The sequence below is a fragment of the Roseicyclus salinarum genome (genome assembly GCF_029624655.1).
In the GTDB taxonomy this organism is placed as follows: Bacteria; Pseudomonadota; Alphaproteobacteria; order Rhodobacterales; family Rhodobacteraceae; genus Roseibacterium; species Roseibacterium salinarum.
Map to the genome: position 1 here is coordinate 16,268 of NZ_JARRSA010000012.1, position 21,818 is coordinate 38,085.

Annotated in this window: 20 protein-coding genes; 12 read left to right on the forward strand and 8 right to left on the reverse strand. The window is 70.5% G+C overall.

Going from position 1 to position 21,818, the window contains the following annotated elements:
• Positions 1-6 precede the first annotated feature (6 nt).
• A complete protein-coding gene (gene pobA / locus P6F26_RS09945) occupies positions 7-1,209 on the reverse strand; it encodes a 4-hydroxybenzoate 3-monooxygenase (protein WP_278028530.1) in 1,203 nt (400 codons plus the stop codon).
• A gap of 194 nt (positions 1,210-1,403) precedes the next feature.
• Here pobA and dusA point away from each other — a divergent pair, with 194 nt between their 5' ends.
• The 3 genes from dusA to P6F26_RS09960 all read left to right on the forward strand — a co-directional run bounded on the left by dusA (position 1,404) and on the right by P6F26_RS09960 (position 4,099).
• Positions 1,404-2,402 carry a tRNA dihydrouridine(20/20a) synthase DusA gene (gene dusA / locus P6F26_RS09950; protein ID WP_278028531.1) on the forward strand — a complete coding sequence of 333 codons (999 nt, stop codon included), beginning with the start codon at positions 1,404-1,406 and terminating at the stop codon, positions 2,400-2,402.
• A gap of 96 nt (positions 2,403-2,498) precedes the next feature.
• Entirely contained in the window at positions 2,499-3,323 is an 825-nt protein-coding gene (locus P6F26_RS09955) for a sulfite exporter TauE/SafE family protein (RefSeq protein WP_278028617.1), read from the forward strand.
• On the forward strand, positions 3,320-4,099 hold the full coding sequence (locus P6F26_RS09960) for a hypothetical protein (protein WP_347403039.1): 780 nt from the start codon (positions 3,320-3,322) through the stop codon (positions 4,097-4,099). Before P6F26_RS09955 ends, P6F26_RS09960 begins: the two co-directional genes overlap by 4 nt.
• A gap of 25 nt (positions 4,100-4,124) precedes the next feature.
• Here the strand turns inward: P6F26_RS09960 and P6F26_RS09965 are convergent, their stop codons facing one another.
• From P6F26_RS09965 to ccmI, 3 genes are read right to left on the reverse strand one after another with little or no spacing between them, the layout of a single operon-like run.
• Complete coding sequence (locus P6F26_RS09965) at positions 4,125-4,364, reverse strand: DUF1289 domain-containing protein (protein ID WP_278028532.1); 240 nt, start codon at positions 4,362-4,364, stop codon at positions 4,125-4,127.
• Positions 4,361-4,846 carry a Holliday junction resolvase RuvX gene (gene ruvX / locus P6F26_RS09970; RefSeq protein ID WP_278028533.1) on the reverse strand — a complete coding sequence of 162 codons (486 nt, stop codon included), beginning with the start codon at positions 4,844-4,846 and terminating at the stop codon, positions 4,361-4,363. Before ruvX ends, P6F26_RS09965 begins: the two co-directional genes overlap by 4 nt.
• Positions 4,843-6,078, reverse strand: coding sequence for a c-type cytochrome biogenesis protein CcmI (gene ccmI, locus P6F26_RS09975; RefSeq protein ID WP_278028534.1), 1,236 nt, complete (start codon positions 6,076-6,078; stop codon positions 4,843-4,845). Before ccmI ends, ruvX begins: the two co-directional genes overlap by 4 nt.
• A 181-nt stretch (positions 6,079-6,259) precedes the next feature.
• On the opposite strand from ccmI, the gene P6F26_RS09980 reads away from it, so the two are divergent.
• From P6F26_RS09980 to rarD, 4 genes are all read left to right on the forward strand, one after another.
• On the forward strand, positions 6,260-6,484 hold the full coding sequence (locus P6F26_RS09980) for a hypothetical protein (protein ID WP_278028535.1): 225 nt from the start codon (positions 6,260-6,262) through the stop codon (positions 6,482-6,484).
• Positions 6,485-6,630: 146 nt separating this feature from the next.
• Positions 6,631-7,233 (forward strand): superoxide dismutase, encoded by a 603-nt coding sequence (locus P6F26_RS09985; protein ID WP_278028536.1) that lies wholly within the window; start codon positions 6,631-6,633, stop codon positions 7,231-7,233.
• Positions 7,234-7,408: 175 nt separating this feature from the next.
• Positions 7,409-8,104 carry a cyclic nucleotide-binding domain-containing protein gene (locus P6F26_RS09990; protein ID WP_278028537.1) on the forward strand — a complete coding sequence of 232 codons (696 nt, stop codon included), beginning with the start codon at positions 7,409-7,411 and terminating at the stop codon, positions 8,102-8,104.
• Positions 8,105-8,119: 15 nt separating this feature from the next.
• Complete coding sequence (rarD, locus tag P6F26_RS09995; protein ID WP_278028538.1) at positions 8,120-8,998, forward strand: EamA family transporter RarD; 879 nt, start codon at positions 8,120-8,122, stop codon at positions 8,996-8,998.
• Here the strand turns inward: rarD and P6F26_RS10000 are convergent.
• Positions 8,967-9,518 (reverse strand): LOG family protein, encoded by a 552-nt coding sequence (locus tag P6F26_RS10000; RefSeq protein WP_278028539.1) that lies wholly within the window; start codon positions 9,516-9,518, stop codon positions 8,967-8,969. The two genes, rarD and P6F26_RS10000, sit on opposite strands and share 32 nt — an antisense overlap.
• 151 nt (positions 9,519-9,669) lie before the next feature.
• Here P6F26_RS10000 and P6F26_RS10005 point away from each other — a divergent pair, with 151 nt between their 5' ends.
• From P6F26_RS10005 to P6F26_RS10015, 3 genes are all read left to right on the forward strand, one after another.
• On the forward strand, positions 9,670-11,175 hold the full coding sequence (locus tag P6F26_RS10005; protein ID WP_278028540.1) for a LysM peptidoglycan-binding domain-containing protein: 1,506 nt from the start codon (positions 9,670-9,672) through the stop codon (positions 11,173-11,175).
• A gap of 74 nt (positions 11,176-11,249) precedes the next feature.
• Complete coding sequence (locus P6F26_RS10010) at positions 11,250-13,139, forward strand: ABCB family ABC transporter ATP-binding protein/permease (RefSeq protein WP_278028541.1); 1,890 nt, start codon at positions 11,250-11,252, stop codon at positions 13,137-13,139.
• Positions 13,140-13,213: 74 nt separating this feature from the next.
• The gene (locus P6F26_RS10015; RefSeq protein ID WP_278028542.1) at positions 13,214-13,585 is read left to right on the forward strand and encodes a GNAT family N-acetyltransferase; all 372 of its coding nucleotides are present in this window, start codon (positions 13,214-13,216) and stop codon (positions 13,583-13,585) included.
• Between the two features lie 23 nt (positions 13,586-13,608).
• Here P6F26_RS10015 and P6F26_RS10020 read toward each other — a convergent pair whose 3' ends face one another.
• Positions 13,609-17,394 carry an efflux RND transporter permease subunit gene (locus P6F26_RS10020; RefSeq protein ID WP_278028543.1) on the reverse strand — a complete coding sequence of 1,262 codons (3,786 nt, stop codon included), beginning with the start codon at positions 17,392-17,394 and terminating at the stop codon, positions 13,609-13,611.
• On the reverse strand, positions 17,391-18,638 hold the full coding sequence (locus P6F26_RS10025) for an efflux RND transporter periplasmic adaptor subunit (RefSeq protein ID WP_278028544.1): 1,248 nt from the start codon (positions 18,636-18,638) through the stop codon (positions 17,391-17,393). Before P6F26_RS10025 ends, P6F26_RS10020 begins: the two co-directional genes overlap by 4 nt.
• Positions 18,639-18,870: 232 nt before the next feature.
• Here P6F26_RS10025 and P6F26_RS10030 point away from each other — a divergent pair, with 232 nt between their 5' ends.
• Positions 18,871-19,665: a hypothetical protein gene (locus tag P6F26_RS10030; RefSeq protein ID WP_278028545.1), complete on the forward strand. Its 795-nt coding sequence runs from the start codon at positions 18,871-18,873 to the stop codon at positions 19,663-19,665.
• A gap of 59 nt (positions 19,666-19,724) precedes the next feature.
• Entirely contained in the window at positions 19,725-21,095 is a 1,371-nt protein-coding gene (locus P6F26_RS10035) for an outer membrane protein assembly factor BamB family protein (RefSeq protein WP_278028546.1), read from the forward strand.
• 11 nt (positions 21,096-21,106) lie between these two features.
• On the opposite strand, the gene P6F26_RS10040 is transcribed toward P6F26_RS10035, so the two are convergent.
• Complete coding sequence (locus P6F26_RS10040; RefSeq protein WP_278028547.1) at positions 21,107-21,772, reverse strand: YdcF family protein; 666 nt, start codon at positions 21,770-21,772, stop codon at positions 21,107-21,109.
• Positions 21,773-21,818 lie beyond the last annotated feature (46 nt).

Genomic DNA, 21,818 nt, shown 5'->3' on the forward strand with positions numbered 1-21,818 from the left:
ATCCTTTCAGTAGGGCAGGCCGACATAGTTTTCCGCCATCGCCTTCTGCGCGGCCTCGTTCGAGCGGAGAAAGTCGATCTCGGCCTGCTGCATCCGGCGGTCGAAGCCCGTCTGGTCGGGAAAGCGGTGCATGAGCGTGGTGAACCACCAGCTGAACCGCTCGGCCTTCCAGACGCGGCGGAGCGCGCGGGACGAATAGGCGTCGATGCCCGCGCTCGAGCCCGTGGCGTAGTAGTCGGCCAGGCCCTCGTGCAGGTAATGCACGTCTGACGCGGCGAGGTTCAGGCCCTTCGCCCCCGTTGGCGGCACGATGTGCGCCGCGTCCCCGCACAGGAACAGCCGCCTCCAGCGCATCGGTTCGGTCACGAACGACCTCAGGGCCGCGATCGAGGTCTCGATGGAGGGGCCCGTGACCAGTTTCGCGGCTTCCTCGGCGGGAATGCGGCGTTTCAGCTCAGTCCAGAAGTCGTCGTCGCTCCAGTCCTCGACCCGCTCCTCGAGCGAGCACTGGATGTAGTAGCGGCTGAGCGTGGGGTTGCGCATGGAGCACAGCGCAAAGCCCCGCTCGGAGCTGGCGTAGATCAGCTCGTCGCCCACTGGGGGCGTCTTTGACAGGATGCCGAGCCAGCCGAAGGGATAGATCTTCTCGAACTCGCGCCGAACCTCGCCGGGGATGCTGGTGCGGCTGACGCCGTGAAAGCCGTCGCACCCCGCCACGAAGTCGCAGTCGATGCGCCGCGCCTCGCCCGCCACGGTGAAGGTGAGATGGGGCGCCTGCGTCGCGGCGTCGTGGATCGCGACATCCTCGACCTCGAACATGATCGGCGCGCTGGCGGCCTCGCGTGCCGCGTACAGGTCGCGCGTCACCTCGGTCTGGCCGTAGACGGTCACGGCGTGGCCCGTCGCCGCGCGGAAATCCACGCGGAAGATCTCGTCGTCGAAGGAGATGAGCGTGCCGTCATGCGCGATGCCCTCGCGCTCCACCCGGTCTCCCACGCCCGCCTCGCGCAGCAGCTCCACAAGGCCGCGCTCCAGCACGCCCGCGCGGATGCGGCTCAGGACATGCGCCTTGGAGCGCCGCTCGAGGATCACGGTGTCGATGCCGCGCCGATGCAGGAGCTGCCCCAGAAGGAGGCCCGCAGGCCCGCCGCCGATGATGGCGACCTGCGTTCTCGTGGCGGCAAGCCCCCGGTCAGCCGTCCTGTCCAAGCGCCCCGTCCTCCCCGACGTCCAGTTCACCCGCGCTCCGAGTATAGCGCCCCCGCGGCCGAGCGCGACGGGCAATGTGACGAGCCGGGGCGGGGCGGGTGTTCCACAGGCGCATCTGACGTATTATGTGACGGGCAACGCCCCCAGGCTCTTGAACGCACACCTTCGCGCGCGCGCCCCGAGGAGATCCGAGCATGACCGGCACCGCCGCCCGCGACGCCGCCCGCCTGTCCGTCGCGCCGATGATGGACTGGACAGACCGGCATTGCCGGTATCTGCACCGTCAGCTGTCGCGCCGGGCGCTTCTCTATACCGAGATGGTCACCGCGCCTGCCGTCATTCACGGCGACCGGGCGCGCCTTCTCGACTTTGACCCGGCCGAGCATCCGGTTGCCCTGCAACTCGGCGGGTCCGATCCGTCCGAACTGGCCGAGGCCGTGCGCATCGCGGCCGATTACGGCTATGACGAGATCAACCTCAACGTCGGCTGCCCGTCCGACCGCGTGCAATCGGGCGCATTCGGCGCTGTCCTGATGGAGCGCGCCGGGCTGGTGGCGGACTGCGTCGCTGCCATGATCGCCGCGAGCCCGGTGGAGGTGACGGTGAAGTGCCGCATCGGCGTGGACGACCAGGTTCCCGCCGAGGTGCTTCCCGATTTCCTTACGCGCGTCTCGGAGGCGGGGGTCGGCCGCTTCGCCATCCATGCGCGCAAGGCGTGGCTGCAGGGCCTCAGCCCCAAGGAAAACCGTGACGTCCCGCCGCTCGACTACCCGCTCGTGCACGCCATGAAGGCGGAGTTCCCGCATCTTCACCTGTCCATCAACGGGGGCATCGCCACGCTGGAGGAGGCGCAGGCGCACCTCGCGGCGGGGCTCGACGGGGTGATGGTCGGACGCGCGGCCTATCACGCGCCCGCCGACATTCTCGGCCGGGCCGATGCCGCGATCTTCGGCGAGGCCGCGCCCGCGCGCGGCGCCGAGGACGCAGTGCGCGCCATGCTGCCCTACATCGAGGCGCACCTGTCGGGCGGCGGCCGGCTGCACCAGGTGACGCGTCACATGCTGGGGCTGTTCGCGGGCCGTCCCGGCGCGCGCGGCTGGCGGCGGGTCCTGTCGGAGGGGGCGCATCGCGACGGCGCGGACGCCGAACTCGTCGAGCGCGCGCTGGCGGAGGTGGCGCGCCGCGCGGCCTGAGCAATGGCGCACACTCGCCGTGCGAAGCGGGGGCTTCCCTCCGCCGGGCGGCTGCGCTAGGCGCACCCGTCCGATCAACAGAACATGCGGGGAACCATGCCGGAATTGTCCGATCTCTTGCCGATGCTTGCGCTGATCCTCGTCATCGGCGCCTTCGCGGGGCTGATTGCGGGCCTTCTGGGCGTAGGGGGCGGCATCTTCCTCGTCCCGACGTTCTATTTCGCCTTCGAGCGTCTCGGCTACGACACGCCCGACCTGATGCAGATCTGCCTCGCGACCTCGCTTGCCACGATCGCGATCACCTCGATCCGCTCGGTCATGGCGCACGAGAAGAAGGGCGCGGTCGACTGGAGCATCCTGAGAGGCTGGGGACCCGGCATCGCGATCGGTGCGGTGCTGGGCGTGGTCGCCGCGGCGGGGCTGCGAAACGAGGTCCTGATGGCGATCTTCGGCGTTCTCGGCGTGACCATCGGGCTCTACCTCGCGTTCGGGCGCGACAGCTGGCGCCTCGGCGAGGCCATGCCGCGCGGGATCGCGCGGGCGGTGGCGTCGCCCGTGATGGGCTTTCTCTCGGTCCTGATGGGCATCGGCGGCGGCAGCTTCGGGGTGCCGCTCATGACGCTCTATTCCGTGCCGATCCACCGCGCGGTGGCGACGGCGGCGGGCTTCGGCGTCATCATCGCGATCCCCAGCGTGATCGGCTTCCTGCTGGTGCCGGGGCAGGGGCCTGACCGCCCGCCCTACACGCTGGGGCAGGTCAACGTCGTGGCCTTCGTCGTGGTCGTCGCGATGACGCTGATCACGGCGCCCTGGGGCGCGCGGCTGGCCCACGCCACCAACCCCAAGCCGCTCAAGCGCATCTTCGCGGTCTTCATCTCGGTCATGGCGCTCAACATGCTGCGCAAGGCCATGGGCTGGTGAGCTGGCTCGACCGCGGATGGCAGGTGTTTCCCGCCGAGCCCGCGGTTGCCGACTGGCTTGACGCGGCAGGGCCAGCGGCCCTTGCGGCAAGCCGCGATCCGGCCCTTCTGCAGGCGTGGCTGCGCCAGGGCGGGACATGGTTCGTGGGCGTGGACGCCCTTGCCAACGGACCGGACGGGCGCGTGGACGGCGGCCCGCCGCTTGCGGGTGCGGCGCTTGCGGCGGCGCGCGCCGTGGCGGGCCATCTTCCGCTGCACAGGGGTCAGGTCTCGGTTACCTGGCCGGGTTACCCCGCGCGCGATCCCGGCGAAAGCGAGGCCGCCCACCGGTTCCGGCGCGACCGCGACGCGGCCCACCTCGACGGGCTTTTGCCCGTGGGTCCGCGAAAACGCCGCCACCTCAGGGAGATGCACGCCTTCATCCTCGGCATCGCCGTGACCGGCGCGGGTCCCGAGGCCGCGCCCCTCGTGGTTCGGGAGGGCAGTCACCACCTGATCCGCGCCGCCTTCGCCGACGCGTTTCGCGATAGCAGCCCCGAGGACTGGCCCGGGATCGACATGACGGAGGTCTACGGCGCGGCGCGGCGCGAGGTGTTCGAGCGTTGTCCGCGCCGCCTCGTGCCCCTGAGGGCCGGAGAGGGCGTCCTCGTCCATCGCCACGCGATACACGGCGTCGCACCCTGGGCCGAGGGCGCACCTGCCCCGGACGGGGGCCGCGCCATCGTCTACTTCAGGCCCGAAGTGTCCCGGCCGCTCGACTGGCTGGACCTGCCGTAAGGGCCGGGGGCGGGGTCCAGCGCCGTCAGCTTCCCTTGCGGGCGAGCTTCGCCGCGCGGCCGCCCCGGCGCACCGACAGCTTCTCGCGCCGCGCGGGCAGCTCGGTCATCACCTCGCGCCGCGCCTCGCGGCTCATCCGGCCCCATGCCGTGATCTCGTCGATCGTGCGGTAGCAGCCGGTGCAGATCCGCGCCTCGGGATGCACCACGCAGATCTTCACGCAGGGGCTTTCGATCTCTTCGCGTTTCCAGACGTCGTCGCTCATCTTTCGGCCCCGATATGCCTCATGCGATCCAGCACTCCTTGAAGGATATAGCCCGCCGCGACCGCGTCGATCACCTCTGCGCGACGTTTGCGTGTCGTATCCGCCTCCAGAAGCGCCCTTTCGGCCGCGACCGTGCTCAGACGCTCGTCCCAGAAGGTGATCGGCATCTCCGCGAAGGGCTCGAGCCGCGAGAGGTTGCGGGCGAAGGCGCGCGTCGACTGGGCGCGGGGTCCCTCGCTTCCGTCCATGTTGCGCGGCAGGCCGAGCACGATGCCGCAGAGCTCGCGGTCGGCCACGATCCCGGCCAGCTGCGCGGCGTCGGCGGTGAACTTGGTCCGCTTCAGTGTCGAAAGCGGCGTCGCCACGCTCAGCAGGCGGTCGGACACCGCGACGCCGATCGTCTTCGTCCCGAAGTCGAGGCCCGCGACCCCGCGGCCGGGCTTGAGGACGGCGGCGAAGTCGGCGATGTCCTCGAGGATCACTCGGGCGCCTCGGGCAGGGTGGCGCCCGCCTCCTCGATGAGGGCGAGGGCCTCGGGGCTTTCGGCGAAGACGGCCGTGGCCTCCTCGTAGACGGCGCGGGCCTGCTCGGTCCGGCCGAGAACGCCGAAGGCGGTGATCAGGCGCGCCCAGTCCTCGGGCGGGCCGCCCTCGGTGGCGAGCCGGTCCGCAAGGCCGCCCACCATGCCCTCGATCATCGCGGTGCGGTCGTCGGGGGCCATGTCGGCCGCGGCCTCCATGTCCTCGGCGGTGGGGCCGCGCGGGCGGACGGGCTGCGGCAGGTCCGACAGCGTGACGCGCTCGCCCGCCAGCGCCGCGACCTCCTCGATCTGCAGGCGGATGGGTTCGAGCCAGGGCGCGTCGGCGGTGCTTTCGGCCAGAAGGTTGCGCCAGATCGGAAACGCCATGTCTGGCCGCCCCTGCTGCGCATACATGAGGCCCGCGTAGTAACGCGCGGTTCCGTTCCTCGGCGACAGCTCCAGCCCGCGGCGCAGCGCGGCCTCCGCCTCGGGGCTGACGTAGCCTCCGGCGGCGAGGATCATCATTTCGGCGAGGTCGATGTAGTGGGCGCCCGTCGCCTCGTCGCCGAGGATCCCGATCAGGCGCTCCTGGGCCGCGCGCGCGCCGCGGAAGTTCCCCAGCGCCGCCTCGTTCGACGCCAGAAGGGCCATGCCCTCCGCGTCCTCGGGCCGCTGCTCCATGATCGTGCGCAGGCGCTGCACCAGCTCCTCGCGCTCGGGCTGGTCGGGGATGGCGGGCCGGACCGAAGTCTGCGCCTCCGCGGCGTCCTGGTCGGGGCGGTTCGCGCGCGCCTCCTCGACCATGGCGATGCGAGCCTGCATCGGCAGGTCGGGATAGCCCGGCGCGCCGATCTGCATGTAGAGCGCGACCGAGCCCGCGACCATCGCGACAAGCCCGCCCGCCACGATCCAGCGGTCGGCGGCCGAGCGCCGCGCCTGGTCCTTCTCGGCGTGCGCGAGCGCGCTGTCGGCCTCGAGGATGCGGCGCGACACCTCAGTGCGCGCGCGTGTGGCCTCGGCCTCGGACAGGATGCCCCGCTCGAGGTCGCGGTCCACCTCCTTCAGCTGGTCGCGGTAGACCTGCAGGTCGTAGGCGGCCGCCGGCACGCCGCCCCCGCGCGGGCGCAGGAACGCCACGAGGATCAACAGCGACACGAGCAGCGAGACGCCGCCAACCGCGATCCAGAATCCCATCCTTGCCTCTCCGCCCTTTTTTCCTGGTTCACATCTATGCGCTCCGCGGGGCTACGAAAACCCGACAAAGGCGCGCGGCGGGCGCGGTGGGACGCCGCGGGCCAGCGGCGTCTTTCGGAACAAGCGGCCCGGCGCCCGCGTTCCCCGATTGACGAAGGAAAGCGGCAGGAGGTCAGTCTTGATGGCAGAACGCACCGACAAGCCCGACAGGACACCCGACGCCGACATGCGCCCCATCGGGCGACGCGACAGGCGCCGCGAGGGGGCGCTGGGGATGATCCTGCTGATCGCGCTGCCGCTTCTGATCCTCGCGGTCGCGTTCTTCATGTGGTCGCAGGAAATCGGCTTTGGCGGACCGGCGGGGGACGCGCCCGACACGCCCGCCCCGCAGGCGCCCGCGGACTAACCGCGCGTTCGCGCGTCTCTCCACGGTGTCGCATGTCGCCGCGGGAGCGTCGGACGTCGCGGGCTTTTTCCGGCCCGGGGTTGACCTTGCCGCCCCCGCCGCTCCATCTGTCAGACAATCGCAAACCGCAACCAAGGGGGGCCCAGATGGCTTTCGAACTTCCCGATCTTCCCTATTCCCACGACGCTCTCGCCGATCTCGGCATGAGCCGCGAAACTCTCGAGTATCACCACGACATCCACCACAAGGCCTATGTCGACAACGGCAACAAGCTGATCGCGGGCACCGAGTGGGAAGGCAAGTCGGTCGAGGACATCATCACCGGCACCTACCAGGCCGGCGCGGTCGCGCAGAACGGCATTTTCAACAATGCCTCGCAGCACTGGAACCACGTCCAGTTCTGGGAAATGATGGGACCTGGCGACAAGGGGATGCCGGGCGAACTGGAAAGCGCGCTGACCGAGTCCTTCGGGTCGGTCGACAAGTTCAAGGAAGACTTCGCCGCAGCCGGTGCCGGCCAGTTCGGTTCGGGCTGGGCGTGGCTGGTGAAGGACGCCGACGGCAGCCTCAAGGTGACGAAGACCGAGAACGGCGTGAACCCGCTCTGCTTCGGGCAGACCGCGCTTCTGGGCTGCGACGTGTGGGAACATTCCTACTACATCGACTTCCGCAACAAGCGTCCCGCCTACCTGCAGAACTTCCTCGACAAGCTGGTGAACTGGGAAAACGTGGCCGCGCGCATGGCGTGAGGCCCGCCCCCCGGGGCATCCTTGACGAAAGGCCCGCCCGTCTCGGCGGGCCTTTCTCGTTCCGGTCCGCACGCGCCCGACGAGGCGGGCCGCGGACGGACCGTGCCGAACCGGTTGACGCCCGCGCGATTCCTCATCTTGATAAGCCGATGTAATCGTACCGGACCCCGCCCGCATGGATCTTACACTCGCGTCCGCCCTGTCGGCGGAGGGCCTTCTGGGCCACATGGCCTATGTCGTCCTGGTGGCTTCCATGCTGATGCGCACCCTGACGTGGCTTCGGGTTCTGGTGATCGTCTCGGCGCTTTTCGCCATCGCCTACGGCGCCTTCGTGATCCGCGATCCCGTCACCGTGATCTGGGAGACGCTTCTGGTCGTGGTGAACATCCTGCAACTCATCTCGCTGCACTGGAGCAACCTGCGGGCGCGCTTCACCTCCGACGAACGCGCCTTCGTGTCGCGCCATCTTCCCGGCCTGTCGCGGGGCGAGGCGCGCGCGCTGCTCGATGCGGGGGAATGGACGCGGCTTGCGCCGGGCGCCGTCTTCACCAACGAGGGCGCCCCGGTGGAGCACCTCGTCTACATCGCGCAGGGCGAGGCCGACGTCGTGCTGCGCGGCAACGCCGTGTCACGGTGCCGTCCGGGCGATTTCATCGGCGAGATGACGGCGCTGACTGGCCTGCCCGCGACGGCAAGCGTGCGGGCGGCGGGCGAGGTGCTGATCTGGCGGATCTCGGCGGCGCGGCTGCGTGACATCCTGCGCCGCCGGGAGGCCCTCGAGCGCGAGATGGACGCGGCCTTCGCGCGCAGCTACCGCGACAAGCTTGTGGACATGAACGCACGCGCCGCCGCCAGCGGCACCTCGGGCTGACGTAGAGCCACGGCGATGAGCGACGCGTCGAAGGGCGTTCTGGCGATGGCCCTTGCCTGTGCGGTCTGGGGCCTCTCGCCCCTGTTCTACGCGCTGCTTGACCATGTGCCGCCGCTCGAAATCCTCGCGCATCGGACGATCTGGTCGCTCGTCACTTTCGCTGCCGTGCTGACGTTCCAGCGCAGGCTGGCCGAGCTGCCGCGTGCGTTGTCCACCCCGCGTCTCTTCGCGCTGACGGCGGCGGCGGCGGCGATGATCTCGGTGAACTGGTTCCTGTTCATCTACGCGGTGGGCGTGGGCCGGACGGTCGAGGCGTCGCTCGGCTACTACATCTTTCCGCTCGTGGCGGTGGCCATCGGCGCGATCGTCCTGCGCGAGTCCCTTTCGGCCGGCCAGAAGGTCGCCGTCGCGATGGCGGCGGCCGCCGTGGCGGTCCTGACCGTGGGGCTGGGTGCCGCGCCGTGGATCTCGCTGGTGCTGGCCACCACCTTCGGCATCTACGGCCTTCTCAAACGCTGGGTCGTGGCGGGCCCGGTCGTGTCCGTGGCAGCCGAGGTGCTTCTGTTCCTGCCGCTGGCTGCAGGCTTCCTCGCGTGGGTCTGGGCGACGCGCGGGATGGAGCATTCGGCGGGCGACATGGCGCTGTTCGTGCTGTCCGGGCCGCTCACGGCCGTGCCGCTGATGTTGTTCTCGTATGCGGCGCGGCGCGCGGCGATGGCGACGATCGGACTGATCCAGTATGTCAATCCGACGCTTCAGTTCCTCGTCGCGGTCCTCGTCCTGAACGAGGCGGTGACGGCATGGCACATGATCGCGTTTCCGCTGATCTGGGCGGCGCTCGCCGTCTATTCCGTGGCCACGCTCAGGCCCCTGGCCCGTCCAGCGCCGCCATGAGGGCGGGCACGTCCGGCACCGACCTGAAGTAGTCGAGAAGGCTCGCCTCGGCGAAGCCCTGCGCGACCACGTGATCGAGGAGGGCGCGCATCGGCCCCCAGTAGCCCGCGGTATCAAGAAGGTAGATCGGCTTCTCGTGGAGGCCGAGCTGGCGCCACGTCAGCACCTCGAAGAACTCGTCGAGCGATCCCGCGCCGCCGGGCAGCATGACGATGGCGTCGGCGTTCATGAACATGACCTTCTTCCGCTCGTGCATCGTCTCGGTGACGATGAAGGTCGTCAGGTCGCGCTTGCCGACCTCGCGCGCCAGCAGATGGCCGGGGATGACGCCGAAGGTATCGCCGCCCGCCGCCTGCGCGGCCCGGGCAACGGCCCCCATCAGACCGACGTCGCCGGCCCCGTAGACCAGGCGCAGCCCCGCCTCCGCAAGCGCCGTCCCGAGGGCCGTCGCGTCGGCCATGAAGGCAGGGTCGGCGCCCGTCCGGGAGCCGCAATAGACACATATGGAGATGCTCGACATCGGGTCCCTTGCGCTTGACCGGATTTTTCGCCCTGATACTGCGTAATGCGCGCGCGCTCAACCGGCGGCGGCCCTTTCGGGCGCCTGCCGCCCGCGGGGCGGGCGGGCCAGGAGTGCCCCGGTTCGGGGGGATGGATCCGGGAGAATGCCCATGAGGCTTGGAGCCGCGTTCGGCGAAGGCAGGGCGGCAGTGTCGCTTGCTGCGCTGGCGGGCGTCGCGGTCGTGGTCGCGGCGCTGGCCTTCGTGACGCTCCGTGACGATGCGGGCGGGCCGGTCCGCGAGGCCGCGACACCGCCGGCCGGGGCGGTTCCGCCCGGCGGCGAGGCATCCGGGTCCGCGACGCCGCTCGCAACGCCGGCCGGGGGAGAGGCCGCGCGCGATGATGTCGCGCCGCAGGCCGCGCGCGATGATGTCGCGCCGGATGGCGCGCGCGATGATGTCGCGCCGGAGGCCGTGGAGCAGGCCGAGGGGCAGGGGGACGACGCCACGGGCGCGCCCGCGCCCGCTACGCCCGTCCCGCCGCGCTTCGACCAGATCCGGGTGGCGCCCGACGGCGCGGCCGTGGTCGCCGGGCGCGCGCCCTCGGGGGCCGACGTTTCGCTGCTCAGCGACGGCGAGGAGGTCTCGGTCGCGCAGGCCGCGCGCGACGGCGGTTTCGCGGCCATCTTCGAACTGCCGCCTTCCGACAGGCCCCGGATCCTGAGCCTCGTGGCCCTGATGCCCGACGGCGTCCGGATCGAAGGCGTGGAAACCGTCATCATCGCGCCGTTCGGAACGGACGCGCGGGCAGACGCGGCGCCCCCGGACGAGGCGCCCGCCCCGCAGGAGACCGCCGACGCGCCGACAGGCCCGGAGGGCGAGGCCGTTTCGGACGAGGTCGCCCTGGCCGCTCCGGAGGCCCGTCCGCTGCCTCGCGACGAGGCCGTCGATGCGACCGAAGGCCAGCAGGTCGGAACGGCCGCGGACGGCGATGGCCCAATGCCCCGGCCCTCCGCGCCCGAGGCGGTGGCGGCCCTCGACGCGCCCTCGGCGCCCGAGCCGGCTGCGCCCTCGGTGACGCCGCCGGGGCAGGCGCCCGCCATCGTGATCGCAGGGCCCGAGGGCCTGCGCGTCGTGCAGGCGGCGGGATCCTCGCCTGCGGGCGGCGCCCCGGCCGACGCGCCCCTCGCCCAGACCGAGGTTCGTCTCGATGCCATCGCCTACAACCTCGAGGGCGACGTGGTCCTGTCGGGCCGCGGGCCCGCGGATGCGCAGCTTCAGGTCCTTCTGAACAACCAGCCGATCGAGATGGGCGAGATCGGCTCCGGCGGAACCTGGTCGCTCGACCTGCCGGACGTCGATCCGGGCACCTACACGCTGACGGTGGCCGAGGTGTCGCCGCAGGGCGAGGTCCTGAGCGAGGTCGAGACGCCGTTCCTGCGCGAGGATCCCGAGCGGATCGCGGCCTCGCCGATGATGGTGGGCGCGGGGATCTCGGTCATCACGGTGCAGCCGGGCTTCACGCTCTGGGGGATCGCCGAGGCGAATTTCGGCGAGGGAATCGCCTATGTGCAGATCTTCCAGGAGAACCGCGAGGAGATCCGCAATCCCGACCTGATCTTCCCCGGCCAGATCTTCCGGCTGCCGGATCTTCCGCGCGGCACGGATGCACAATAGTCCGCGCGCCACGGCACTGGTCATTCCCGCCCCGCACGCCTAGGTAGAGGACCATCCAGCCAGACGGACCTCCTATGCCAGCCGACACGACAGATCCCCGCGCAGCCGGCGCGGCGCCCGCCGCCGGCGCACGCGAAGATCGCGAGGGCACGGCGCAGCCCACCCTCGAGCAGGCCGAGCGCCGCTCGGGCTGGCGCACGATCCGCAAGGTCGCGCCCTATCTCTGGCCGGAGGGCAAAGCCTGGGTGAAGCGCCGCGTGGTCATCGCGCTCGTGATGCTGGTGGTGGCCAAGCTGGTGGCCGTCGCGACCCCGTTTCTCTACAAGGCCGCCGTCGACGGGCTGGCGGGCGACAGCGCGGGCTCGCCCGCATGGCTTCTGGCGATGGGCGCCGTCGGCGTGACGGTGGCCTACGGCGTGGCGCGCGCCGCGAACGTCGGCTTCCAGCAGCTGCGCGACGCGATCTTCGCGCGCGTGGCGCAAGGCGCGCTGCGGCAGCTCGCGCTCGAGACATTCCAGCACATCCACGCACTCAGCCTCAGCTACCACCTGACGCGGCGAACGGGCGGCCTCAGCCGGATCATCGAGCGCGGCGTGAAGGGCGTGGAATTCCTGCTGCGCTTCCTGCTGTTCTCGGTCGGTCCGCTGATCCTGGAGCTTTTGCTGGTCGGCATCGTCCTGGCAGTCGCCTTCGACATCACCTATCTCGTCGTGCTGGCCGTCACCATCGCGCTCTACATCTGGTTCACCTTCACGGTGACGGAATGGCGGGTGAAGATCCGCCGCGAGATGAACGCGCAGGACACCGATGCCAACCAGAAGGCCATCGACAGCCTGCTGAACTACGAGACGGTCAAGTATTTCGGCGCCGAACGCCGCGAGGCCATGCGCTACGACCGCGCGATGGAGGGCTACGAGCGCGCGGCGATCAAGACCGGCGTGTCGCTTGCCGCGCTGAACTTCGGACAATCGCTCATCATCACCACGGGCCTCGTCATCGTCATGGTGATGGCCGCCCTCGGTGTGCAGGCGGGCGAGCTGACGGTGGGCGACTTCGTCATGGTCAACGCCTACATGATCCAGATCACGCTGCCGCTGAACTTCCTGGGCACCGTCTACCGCGAGATCCGCCAATCGCTGGTGGACATGGGCGAGATGTTCGACCTTCTCGATCAGCCGCGCGAAGTCGCCGACAGACCCGGAGCGCCCGAGCTGGATGTGCGTGGCGGCGAGGTCGCCTTCGACAAGGTGCGCTTCGCCTACGACGCGGCGCGCCCGATCCTGAAGGGCGTGTCCTTCCGCGTGTCGCCGGGCGAGACGGTGGCGCTGGTGGGGCCGTCGGGTTCGGGCAAGTCGACGATCGGGCGGCTTCTGTTCCGCTTCTACGACGTCACGGACGGCGCGATCCGCATCGACGGTCAGGACCTGCGCGACGTCACGCAGGAAAGCTTGCACGCGCGCATCGGCGTCGTCCCGCAGGACACGGTCCTGTTCAACGACACGATCCGCTACAACATCGCCTACGGCCGTCCCGAGGCGACCGAGGCCGAGGTCGAGGCCGCCGCGCGCGCCGCCAAGATCCACGACTTCATCCTCGGCCTGCCGCTTGGCTACAAGACGCAGGTGGGCGAGCGTGGGCTGAAGCTGTCGGGGGGCGAGAAGCAGCGCGTCGGCATCGCGCGCACGCTTCTGAAGGACCCGCCGATCCTGCTTCTGGACGAGGCGACGAGCGCGCTCGACACCGAGACCGAACGCTCGATCCAGTCCGAGCTGAAGATGATGGGGCAGGGCCGTTCGGTCATCACCATCGCGCACAGGCTGTCCACAATCGTCGACAGCGACCGCATCCTCGTGCTCGAGGCGGGCGAAGTGGTGGAGAGCGGCACCCATGACGAGCTTCTGTCGGCGGGCGGGCGCTACGCGACGCTCTGGGCGCGGCAGATGTCGGGCGAGGATTTCGACTGACGGGCGGGCGGATCACGTTCGAGGCGGCGACGGACGCCGATGCCGACTGGCTCGCGACGCTCAGGGCAGAGGCGATGCGCCCGAGCCTGGAGGCCATGGGCCGGTTCGACCTGGAGCGCGCGCGCAACCGGCTGCTTGCGTCCTTTCGCGCCGAGGAGACGACGATCCTTCGCGCGGACGGGCAGGCGGCGGGCTTTTTCGTCCTGCGCCGGCGCGAGACGCACCTGTTGCTGGATCACCTGTACCTCGCGTCCGCGTTCCAGGGGCAGGGTATCGGCCGCATGGTGCTGGAGCGCGTGCAGCGAGAGGCTTGCGCGGCGGCGCTGCCAATCCGGCTGACGGCGCTGAACGGCAGTCCCGCGAACGCCTTCTACCGAGCCTGCGGGTTCAACGCCGTTTCCTCCGACGCGCTCGACACGGTCCTCGAATGGACGCCGCCGGCCTGAAACAGGGCCGGCGGCGCGGGCGATCACTCCGCCGCGCGAAGCGGCGGCTGCGGCGCGTCCTTGGCGTCGAGCGGGCGCTCGGCATCGACGGGCCGCGCCTCGTCGAGAAGGTCCTCGGGCGGCACTTCGTCGGCGACCACGACGGGCCGCGGATCCTCGTCCCAGAAGATCAGCGGATCGCGGGTGGCACGCGCGGCGCGCGCAAGCGCCCAGTCCTGCGCCGTGCGGCTTGCACGGTTGGCGCCAAGGCGTGACAGGCCGCGCGCGATCCAGCCCAAGATCGTCGCCCACCAGACGCGCAGCGCGAGAAGCGAGGGCGTGAAGATCAGCGTCAGGACAGTCGCGATGCCGAGGCCGAAGACCACGGCCGTCGCCAGCTGCTTCCACCACAGGGCCGTGGGACTGTCGACGGTGTAGCCGCCATTGGCGAAGTCGAGCGAGATGCCGAACATCATCGGCGCGAGGCCCGCCATCGTGGTGATCGTGGTCAGGAGGACCGGCCGGATGCGCGCCTCGGCGGTTCGGGTGATCGCCTCGATCTTCGGCATGTAGCGGCTGTATTCCTGGTAGGTGTCGATCAGCACGATGTTGTTGTTCACCACGATCCCGGCCAGCGCGACGATGCCCGTGCCCGTCATGATTATCGAGAAGGTCTGGTCCATGACCAGCATCCCGATCAGAACGCCCGTCGTGGACAGGACCACGGCCAGAAGCACGAGGACGGCGTTGTAGACCGAGTTGAACTGTGCGAGCAGGATGATGAACATAAGCCCCAGAGCCGCCGCGAAGGCCTGGCTGAGGAAGGCCTCGCTTTCCGCCTGGTCCTCCTGGTCGCCCGACCATTCCCACGTCACGCTGGAGGGGAAGGGGGTCTCGGTCTCGATCCAGTCGGTGATCGCGGCGATGCGCTCGTTCGCCGTGACCGGCCGCGTCACGAGCTCGCCCGAGGTCAGCCCCGCCTCGACGGAAGCCGCCGTCGCCCCGTCGTAGAGGCTGTAGACCTGCCAGGCGGTGCCGCCTGCGGTGAAGTCAGCCGGGCCCGACACCGTCGGCTCCGCGGTGTCGAGAAGCATGGCGACCGCGGTGCCGTCGGCGGCATCGACGCGGCTGAGGCCCGCGCGGGTGTCGGCCTTGATCTCGAAGATGCGGCGCTGGTCTACGCGGTTGATCTCGGCCAGCTGCGGCGTCGCCGTGTAGGTCACGAAGTTCGACAGCGGCACGAGGCCGTCCTGCGTGCGCACCCTCAGCGTCTCGAGCGTCGAGAGGACGCGCGCCTCCTGCGGGAAACGCACGCGGATCTCGATCTCCTCGTCGGAGGTCGGCACGCGCATCGTGTCGAGCAGGATGCCGCGCGTCACAAGCTGCACCATCGCGCCCACGGTCGCCACGTCCGCGCCGAAGCGGCCCGCCGCCTCGATATCGACGTCGATCTGCCAGTCGATGCCCGGCAGGGGCAGGCTGTCCTCGACCTGCACGAGGCCGTCCGTGGCGTCGAAATGCGCGCGCGCGTCCTGCGTCGCGGCGGTCAGGGCCGCCCAGTCGTCGCTCGAAAGGCGAAGGCTGACGGGCTTGCTTTCGCCGGGACCCTGCGAGGATTCGAAGATCTCGGTGCGGATCCCCGGCAGCTGGTCCAGCCGCGCCTGCAGCCGGTCGAGCACGACGTCGCCGTCCTCGCGCTGGCCCCACGGCTCGAGGTCGATCTGCACCTGGCCGATCGTGTCGCCGGGCGCGCTGACGCCGCCGGTATTGTTGTTCAGCCCGCCGTCGCCGGCGAAGGCGAAGACGTCGCGGATGCCTTCGTGGTCGAGCACGATCGCCTCGACCTGCCGCACGAGCGCGTCCTGCTCGGCGACCGAAAGGTTGCCGCGCGCGCGAACGTAGACGATGGCCTGCTCGGGCTCGGTCTCGACGAAGAATTCCACTCCGTTGTTGTTTTCGCCGAAATACATGAACACCGAGACGACGAAGGCGGCGACGGCCCCGATGACCACCAGCGGCATGACCGGATTTCCGACGATGGCGTGGATCACCCAGCCGAAGGCCGAGCGGCGGTAGCCCGCCTGCACCCGGCGCTCGGCCCGCGCGAAGCGCAGCGTCCCGAGGATCACCGACATCAGCGCCGACGCCACCACGAAGAGGATTGCGCCCGGCGCCATCGCAAGAAGCGCGGGCGTGCCCTGCGGCGGTGCGGGGAAGAGGACGCCGGGATTGATCGTCTGCATCGCGGCCATGAACATCAGGTAGCCGACCGCGAGCGCGAGCGCGGCGCGCGCCACGGTCCACGGCACAAGCGACGACAGGACGTCGGAGGCGCGCTCGACCACCCGGCTGAAGCGCGCGGCGACGCCCCCAAGAACCGGAAGGTAGATCAGCGCCACGATCAGCGAGGCCGAGAGCACGAAGATCAGCGTGACGGGCAACATGCCCATGAACTCGCCCGCGACGCCCGGCCAGAACAGCATCGGCAGGAACGCGCAGAGCGTCGTGGCGGTGGACGAGACCACCGGCCAGAACATGCGCTTGGCCGCATCGGTATAGGCCTGCATCGGCCGCGCCCCCTGCGCGAGGCGCTTGTCGGCGTATTCGACGACCACGATGGCCCCGTCCACCAGCATCCCCACCGCGAGGATGAGGCCGAACATCACGATGTTGGAGATCGCGATGCCCATGATGCCGAGCAGGATGAAGCACAGCAGGAACGAGGTCGGGATGGCGAAGCCCACCAGCATCGCCGACCGCGTGCCGAGCGAGGCGAGCACGACGATCATCACCAGCGCAATGGCCGTCAGCACCGACCCTTCGAGCTGGCGCACCATGCCCTGCACCGTCACCGACTGATCGAGCGACGTCGCGACGCGCACCGCGTCCCGAAGCTCGGGTGGCCACGAGGCCTCGACGCGTTCGACGGTCTCGCGCACCAGCGCGGCCGTGTCCATGATGTTGAAGCCCTGCCGCTTCACCACCTGAAGCGCCACGGTCGTCTCGCCGTTGAAGCGCGCGGTGCCGGCCCGGTCCTCGTAGGTCAGCCGGATCTCGGCCAGCTCGCCCAGCGTTACGACGCGGTCGCCGTTCACGGTGATGGCGAGGTTGTAGACATCCTCGGCGGTGTCGAAGCTTGCCGGGATCTTGACGGAAATCGCGCCGCTTTCGGTCTCGACCTCGCCGGCCGCGATCAGCTGGTTGTTGTTGACGACCGCGCCGATCAGATCCTGCGCGGTGACGTCGTAGGCCTCGAGCGCGAGGGGGTCTATGATGACCTCGAGCATCTCGTCGCGCGTGCCCGCGAGGCCGGCCTCGAGCACCGGAGAGAGCGCCTCGAGCTCGGTCTGCATTTCGTTGGCGAGCCGGATCAGCGTGCGCTCGGGCGCATCGCCCGACAGCGCCACGACGATGATCGGGAACTCGGAGAAGTTGATCTCGGAGATCTGCCAGCTCTGCGCGCCGTCCGGGAACTCGGCCTCGGCGCGGCCCATGGCGTCGCGCACGTCGGCGATGGTGGCGGACTTGTCCCAGCCGAATTCGAATTCGAGGAAGACGCCCGCGAAGCCTTCGGACGCCGTGCCGGTGATCGTGGTCAGCCCGTCGAGATCCTGGAATTCCGATTCCATCGGGCGGACCAGCAGGCGCTCGCTGTCCTCGGCCGAGATGCCGGGGAAGGGGACCGAGACGAAAAGTCCGGGGATGTCGATGTCGGGCTCGCCCTCCTTTGGAAGGCCGATATAGGCCGCCGCCCCCACCGTGAGCGACAGGATCACGAAGGCCACGACCATGCGGGCGCGGCTGGCGGCCCAGTCGATCACGCCGGTCATTGCGTCAGCTCCTCGTAGGTGGTGCGCACCTCGACGCCGTCGGTGACGAATTCCTGCCCCACGGTGATCACGTCCACGACCTCGGGCAGGCCGGACAGCCAGACGCCGTTGGCGGTGTCGCGGATCATCCGCACCGGGATGAAGCGAACGACGCCGTTCTCCACCGCGCGCACGCCGAGCGTTCCGTCGTCGTTGAGGGTCATGGCCGAGGCCGGCAGGAGGTGCGCGGGCGTGCCCTCCGTCCGGATCAGGATGTCCGCCGTCTGGCCGTCCCGGATGGCGAGATCGGCGTTTGGCACGGTGATCTCGACCTGGAAGGTCCGCGTGCGCTCGTCGGCCGAGCGGCTGAGGAACGTGACCTCGCCCGTGACCTCGGCGCCGGACGCGAGCCGCGCGCCGGCCGTCGCGCCGACCTCGACGCGGTCCACCTGCGCCTCGGGGACGAAGCCCACCAGCTTCATCGGATCAAGCTGGATGATCGTGGCGCAGAGCGATCCCGGCTGCATCAGCGTCCCGAGCTCGGCGGTGTCGGATTCCAGATACCCAGAGAAGGGGGCCGCGATGATGAGGCGCGCGATCTCTTCCTCGGCGCGGCGCACGGCGGCCTCGGCCGCGCGGATGCCAGAGCGGGCCTGCGACACGGCGGCCTCGGCCGACTGGATCGTGGCGCGCGCGCTTTCCAGCGTGGCCTCGGCGCTCGCGGCGCGCGTCTCGGACGCGAAGCCCTGTTCCGAAAGCCGCGCGGCGGCGTTGGCGTCGATCTCTGTCGCGGCAAGCTGCGCGCGTGCGCCCGCCAGCTGGCCCTCGGCCTCGGGAACGCGCGCCCGCGCCGTTTCCAGCGCGGCCTCCGCCTCGGCCAGTGCGGTCAGACGCGTGCCGGGCGCGATTTCGCACAGCGCGGTGCCCTCCTCGACGAAAGCCCCCGCACGGATCGGCGTCGAGACGATGCGGCCCGTCGTCTCCGCCGCCACGTCCACGTCGCGCACGGCCTCCGTCCTGCCACGCAGAAGAACGGCGTTTTCGGCGATCTGCGCCTCGGAGCGGCGGACGGTGACATGAACGAGGCCGGCCTCTGCGGGATCGGTCCGGGCCGCGGCCTCCTGCGAAGCGGGGGCGTCGCCGACCGTCTCCGCGGCCTCGGGCCCGAAGCCGGCCGCGAATTCGACCAGCGTCTCACGGTCCAGGATGACAAAATATAGTCCGACGCAAACGAGCGCCGCGATGACGAGCGGAAGCGGTTTCATGTGATCTTTCTACTGCTGCGACGCAGTCGGCGTCGCGGGAACACAAGAGATCTGTCGTGGCGGTTACGATAAACTGTCCGGTTCAGATTAGATTTTTCCACTTCGGCACGCAAGACTGAACCGTACGGTTCAGTTGTGCCCGCAGATGCGCCGGAGCGGGGCCGCAATGCTTGCAGCCGACCGTTCCGACGCGCTATGAGCGGCGCGACACGGGCAAGAGATCGGGCGTTCCATGGCCAATCCTGACAGTTTCATCGACGAGGTGACGGACGAGGTGCGCCGCGACAGGCTATTCGCCTTCTTCCGCAGGTGGGCGTGGCTTGCGGTCCTGATCGTCATCGTGCTTGTGGGCGGCGCGGCCTACATCGAGTACCGCCGCGCGCAGACCGAGGCCACGGCCGAGGCCTTCGGAAACGCCGTCATCGCGGCGCTGGACGCGGCCGAGCCCGCGGCGCGCGTGGCCGCGCTCGACGAGATCGTGCCGCCGGGCCCCGAAGGCGAGGTGCTGCTTGCGCTTCTGGCCGCGGGCGAGGCCGCAGCGGGCGCCGAGGCCGCGGAGAGGCTGCGCGCCGCTGCCGGGGCGCCCGACCTGCCGCCGCGCTATGGCCATCTCGCGCTTCTGAAGGCGCATCTGCTCGATCCGGCGCCGCCCGCCGAGGCGCGCATCGTCCTTGGCGGCCTTGCCGAGCCGGGCGCGCCCTACGCGGCCCTGGCCGAGGAGCAGCTGGCGCTTCTGGACATTTCCGAGGGCGACATCGAGGCAGGGCTGGAGCGCCTGCGCAGGCTCGAAATCGCCGCCGGGGCCACGCCTGCCTTGCAACAGCGCGTCGGGCAGTTGATTGTCGCCATCGAAAGCGGTGCCGAACTGTCCGACGCCCCGCCCGCAACCGAGGCGGAACCGGTCACGGGCGCGGAGCTTGACGGCGGCGCGGTGGACTTCGAGCTTGGCGGCGATGATTTCCCGCTGCCGGAAGCCGAAGCCGTCGAAGGCACGGAGACCGGTGCAGAGACGCCGGTGAGTGAATGACCGGCGGGCCGATCCCATGGGACGGCCTGCGAGACGCGAACGAGGGAAGGGCGTGCGCCATGACACTTGAAGGGACGCGCGATGCGGCAGCCGCGGCACGGGGCAGGCGAGGCCTCGGGCTTGCACTTCTCGCGGCGGTGGCGGTCCTTGCAGGCTGCGAGCGGGACACGGTCCTGCCGGGCGAGCGCTTCGACACCCGGGTGCCGCTTGCCGAGACGCTGAGCGGCGAGGCCCCCCCGGCGGAGCCCGCCGCGGACGAGGCGCGCCCGATCAGCCTTCCGGCCGCCAGCAGCTATGCAAGCTGGGCGCAGCGCGGCTTCGATGCGCAGAACCGCAAGCCCCACGTCACGCTCGGGTCGAGCCTGACGCAGGTCTGGGCCGCCAATATCGGGCAGGGCAACAGCCGGCGGAACCGCCTGACCGCCGACCCCGTCGCGGGAGACGGGCGGGTCTTCACGCTCGACGCATCGGCGAACGTCCGGGCGCATTCGATCGCGTCGGGCGCGACGCTGTGGTCGGCCGACCTGACCGCCGGTTTCGACCGGGGCGGCAACGTCTCGGGCGGCGGTCTCGCGCTTGCGGGGGGCAGCCTCTATGCGACGACGGGGTATGGCGAGCTGATCGCGCTCGACCCGGCCACGGGCGGCATCCGCTGGCGCCAGCGCCTCGGTGCGGGGATCGGTGCGCCCACGGTGGCGGACGGCACGGTCTACGTCGTCAGCCGCGACAACAGCGCGTGGGCGATCAGCACGGATGCGGGCCGGATCCAGTGGGAACTGGCCTCGGCGCCGGCGCGCGCGCTGCGCGAGGGCGGCGCCGCGCCCGCGGTCACGGGCGGCACCGTGATCTTCCCCTTTGGCACGGGCGAGCTGGTGGCCACGCGGCGCGACACCGGCCTGCGCAGCTGGTCCACGGCGGTCGCGGGCGGACGGCTCGGCGTCGCCTACGCCAACATCAACGACATCACGGGTGATCCCGTCGTCTCGGGCGGCACCGTCTATGCGGGCAACCAGTCGGGTCGGGTCGTCGCGCTGAACGCCACGACGGGCGAACGCCTCTGGACCGCGACCGAGGGCAGCTATTCGCCCGTCCTCGTCACGGGCGGCGACCTTTTCTTCGTGTCCGACCGCAACGAGCTGATCCGCCTCGACGCGGCGACGGGCGCGCGTGTCTGGGGCACGGAGCTTCCCCTCTACGTGCGCGAGCGCGAGCGCCGGCGCCGCGCGGTCTTCACCCATTACGGGCCGATCCTTGCGGGCGGGCGTCTTGCCGTGGCCTCGGGCGACGGTCAGGTGCGCTTCTTCGATCCGGTCTCGGGTGCGCTCGTGGGGACGGTTCCGCTGCGCGCCGGTGCCGCGTCCCATCCCATCGTGGTCAACGACACGCTGATGGTTGTGACGGAAAACGGACGCCTCGTCGCCTTCCGCTGAGGCGGCGCGGCTCAGTCGAACCATTCGATGCGGGTGTCGTGGTCGACGCCCGCAACTCCCGCCGCGCCGTAGATGGCGAGGCGCCCCACGTTCCACCAGATCGCGAGCGTTTCGCGGAAGACCCAGCCGAGCCCGGCGCGCCCGCCCCGTGATGCGGCCTGCGCCTCGGGCTCTCTCGGCGGGGCGCGCAGGGTTACGTCCCCGACGCCGAGAAGCCGGAAGATCGCCCAGGCGCGGGGCAGGTGGAAAGGGTCGGATACGACGATCACCCGATCCGCGCCGCGCCCTAGCGCCGCAAGGCCGAAGGCCGCGTTCTGGATGGTCGAGCGGGCGCGCGGCTCGACGAGGATCGCCGCCTCCGGGACGCCCGCGGCGCGCGCCACGTCTGCCATCGCCTCGGCGGCGGAGTATCTGGCGTTGCCGTATCCCGTGAAGACGACGACCGGCGCCGCGCCGGCCGCGTGAAGCCCGGCGCAGGCGCGCGCGCGGCGGGCCGAGGCTGCATCGGGAAGGCGCGGCCCCTCGGCGGACATCCCCGCCCCGAGACAGAAGATCGCGTCGGCCCTGCCGGACGGGGGCGCGTCGGCCGTCCACAGAAGCTGCACGCCCAGGACGCCGGCCAGGGTCACCGCCCAGATCAGAAGGCCCGCGCCCGCGATCCTGACGAGAAGCCTCACAGCCCTGCGGGGTCCCGGCCAGCCGCGACGGAGCGGCGTCGCCGCG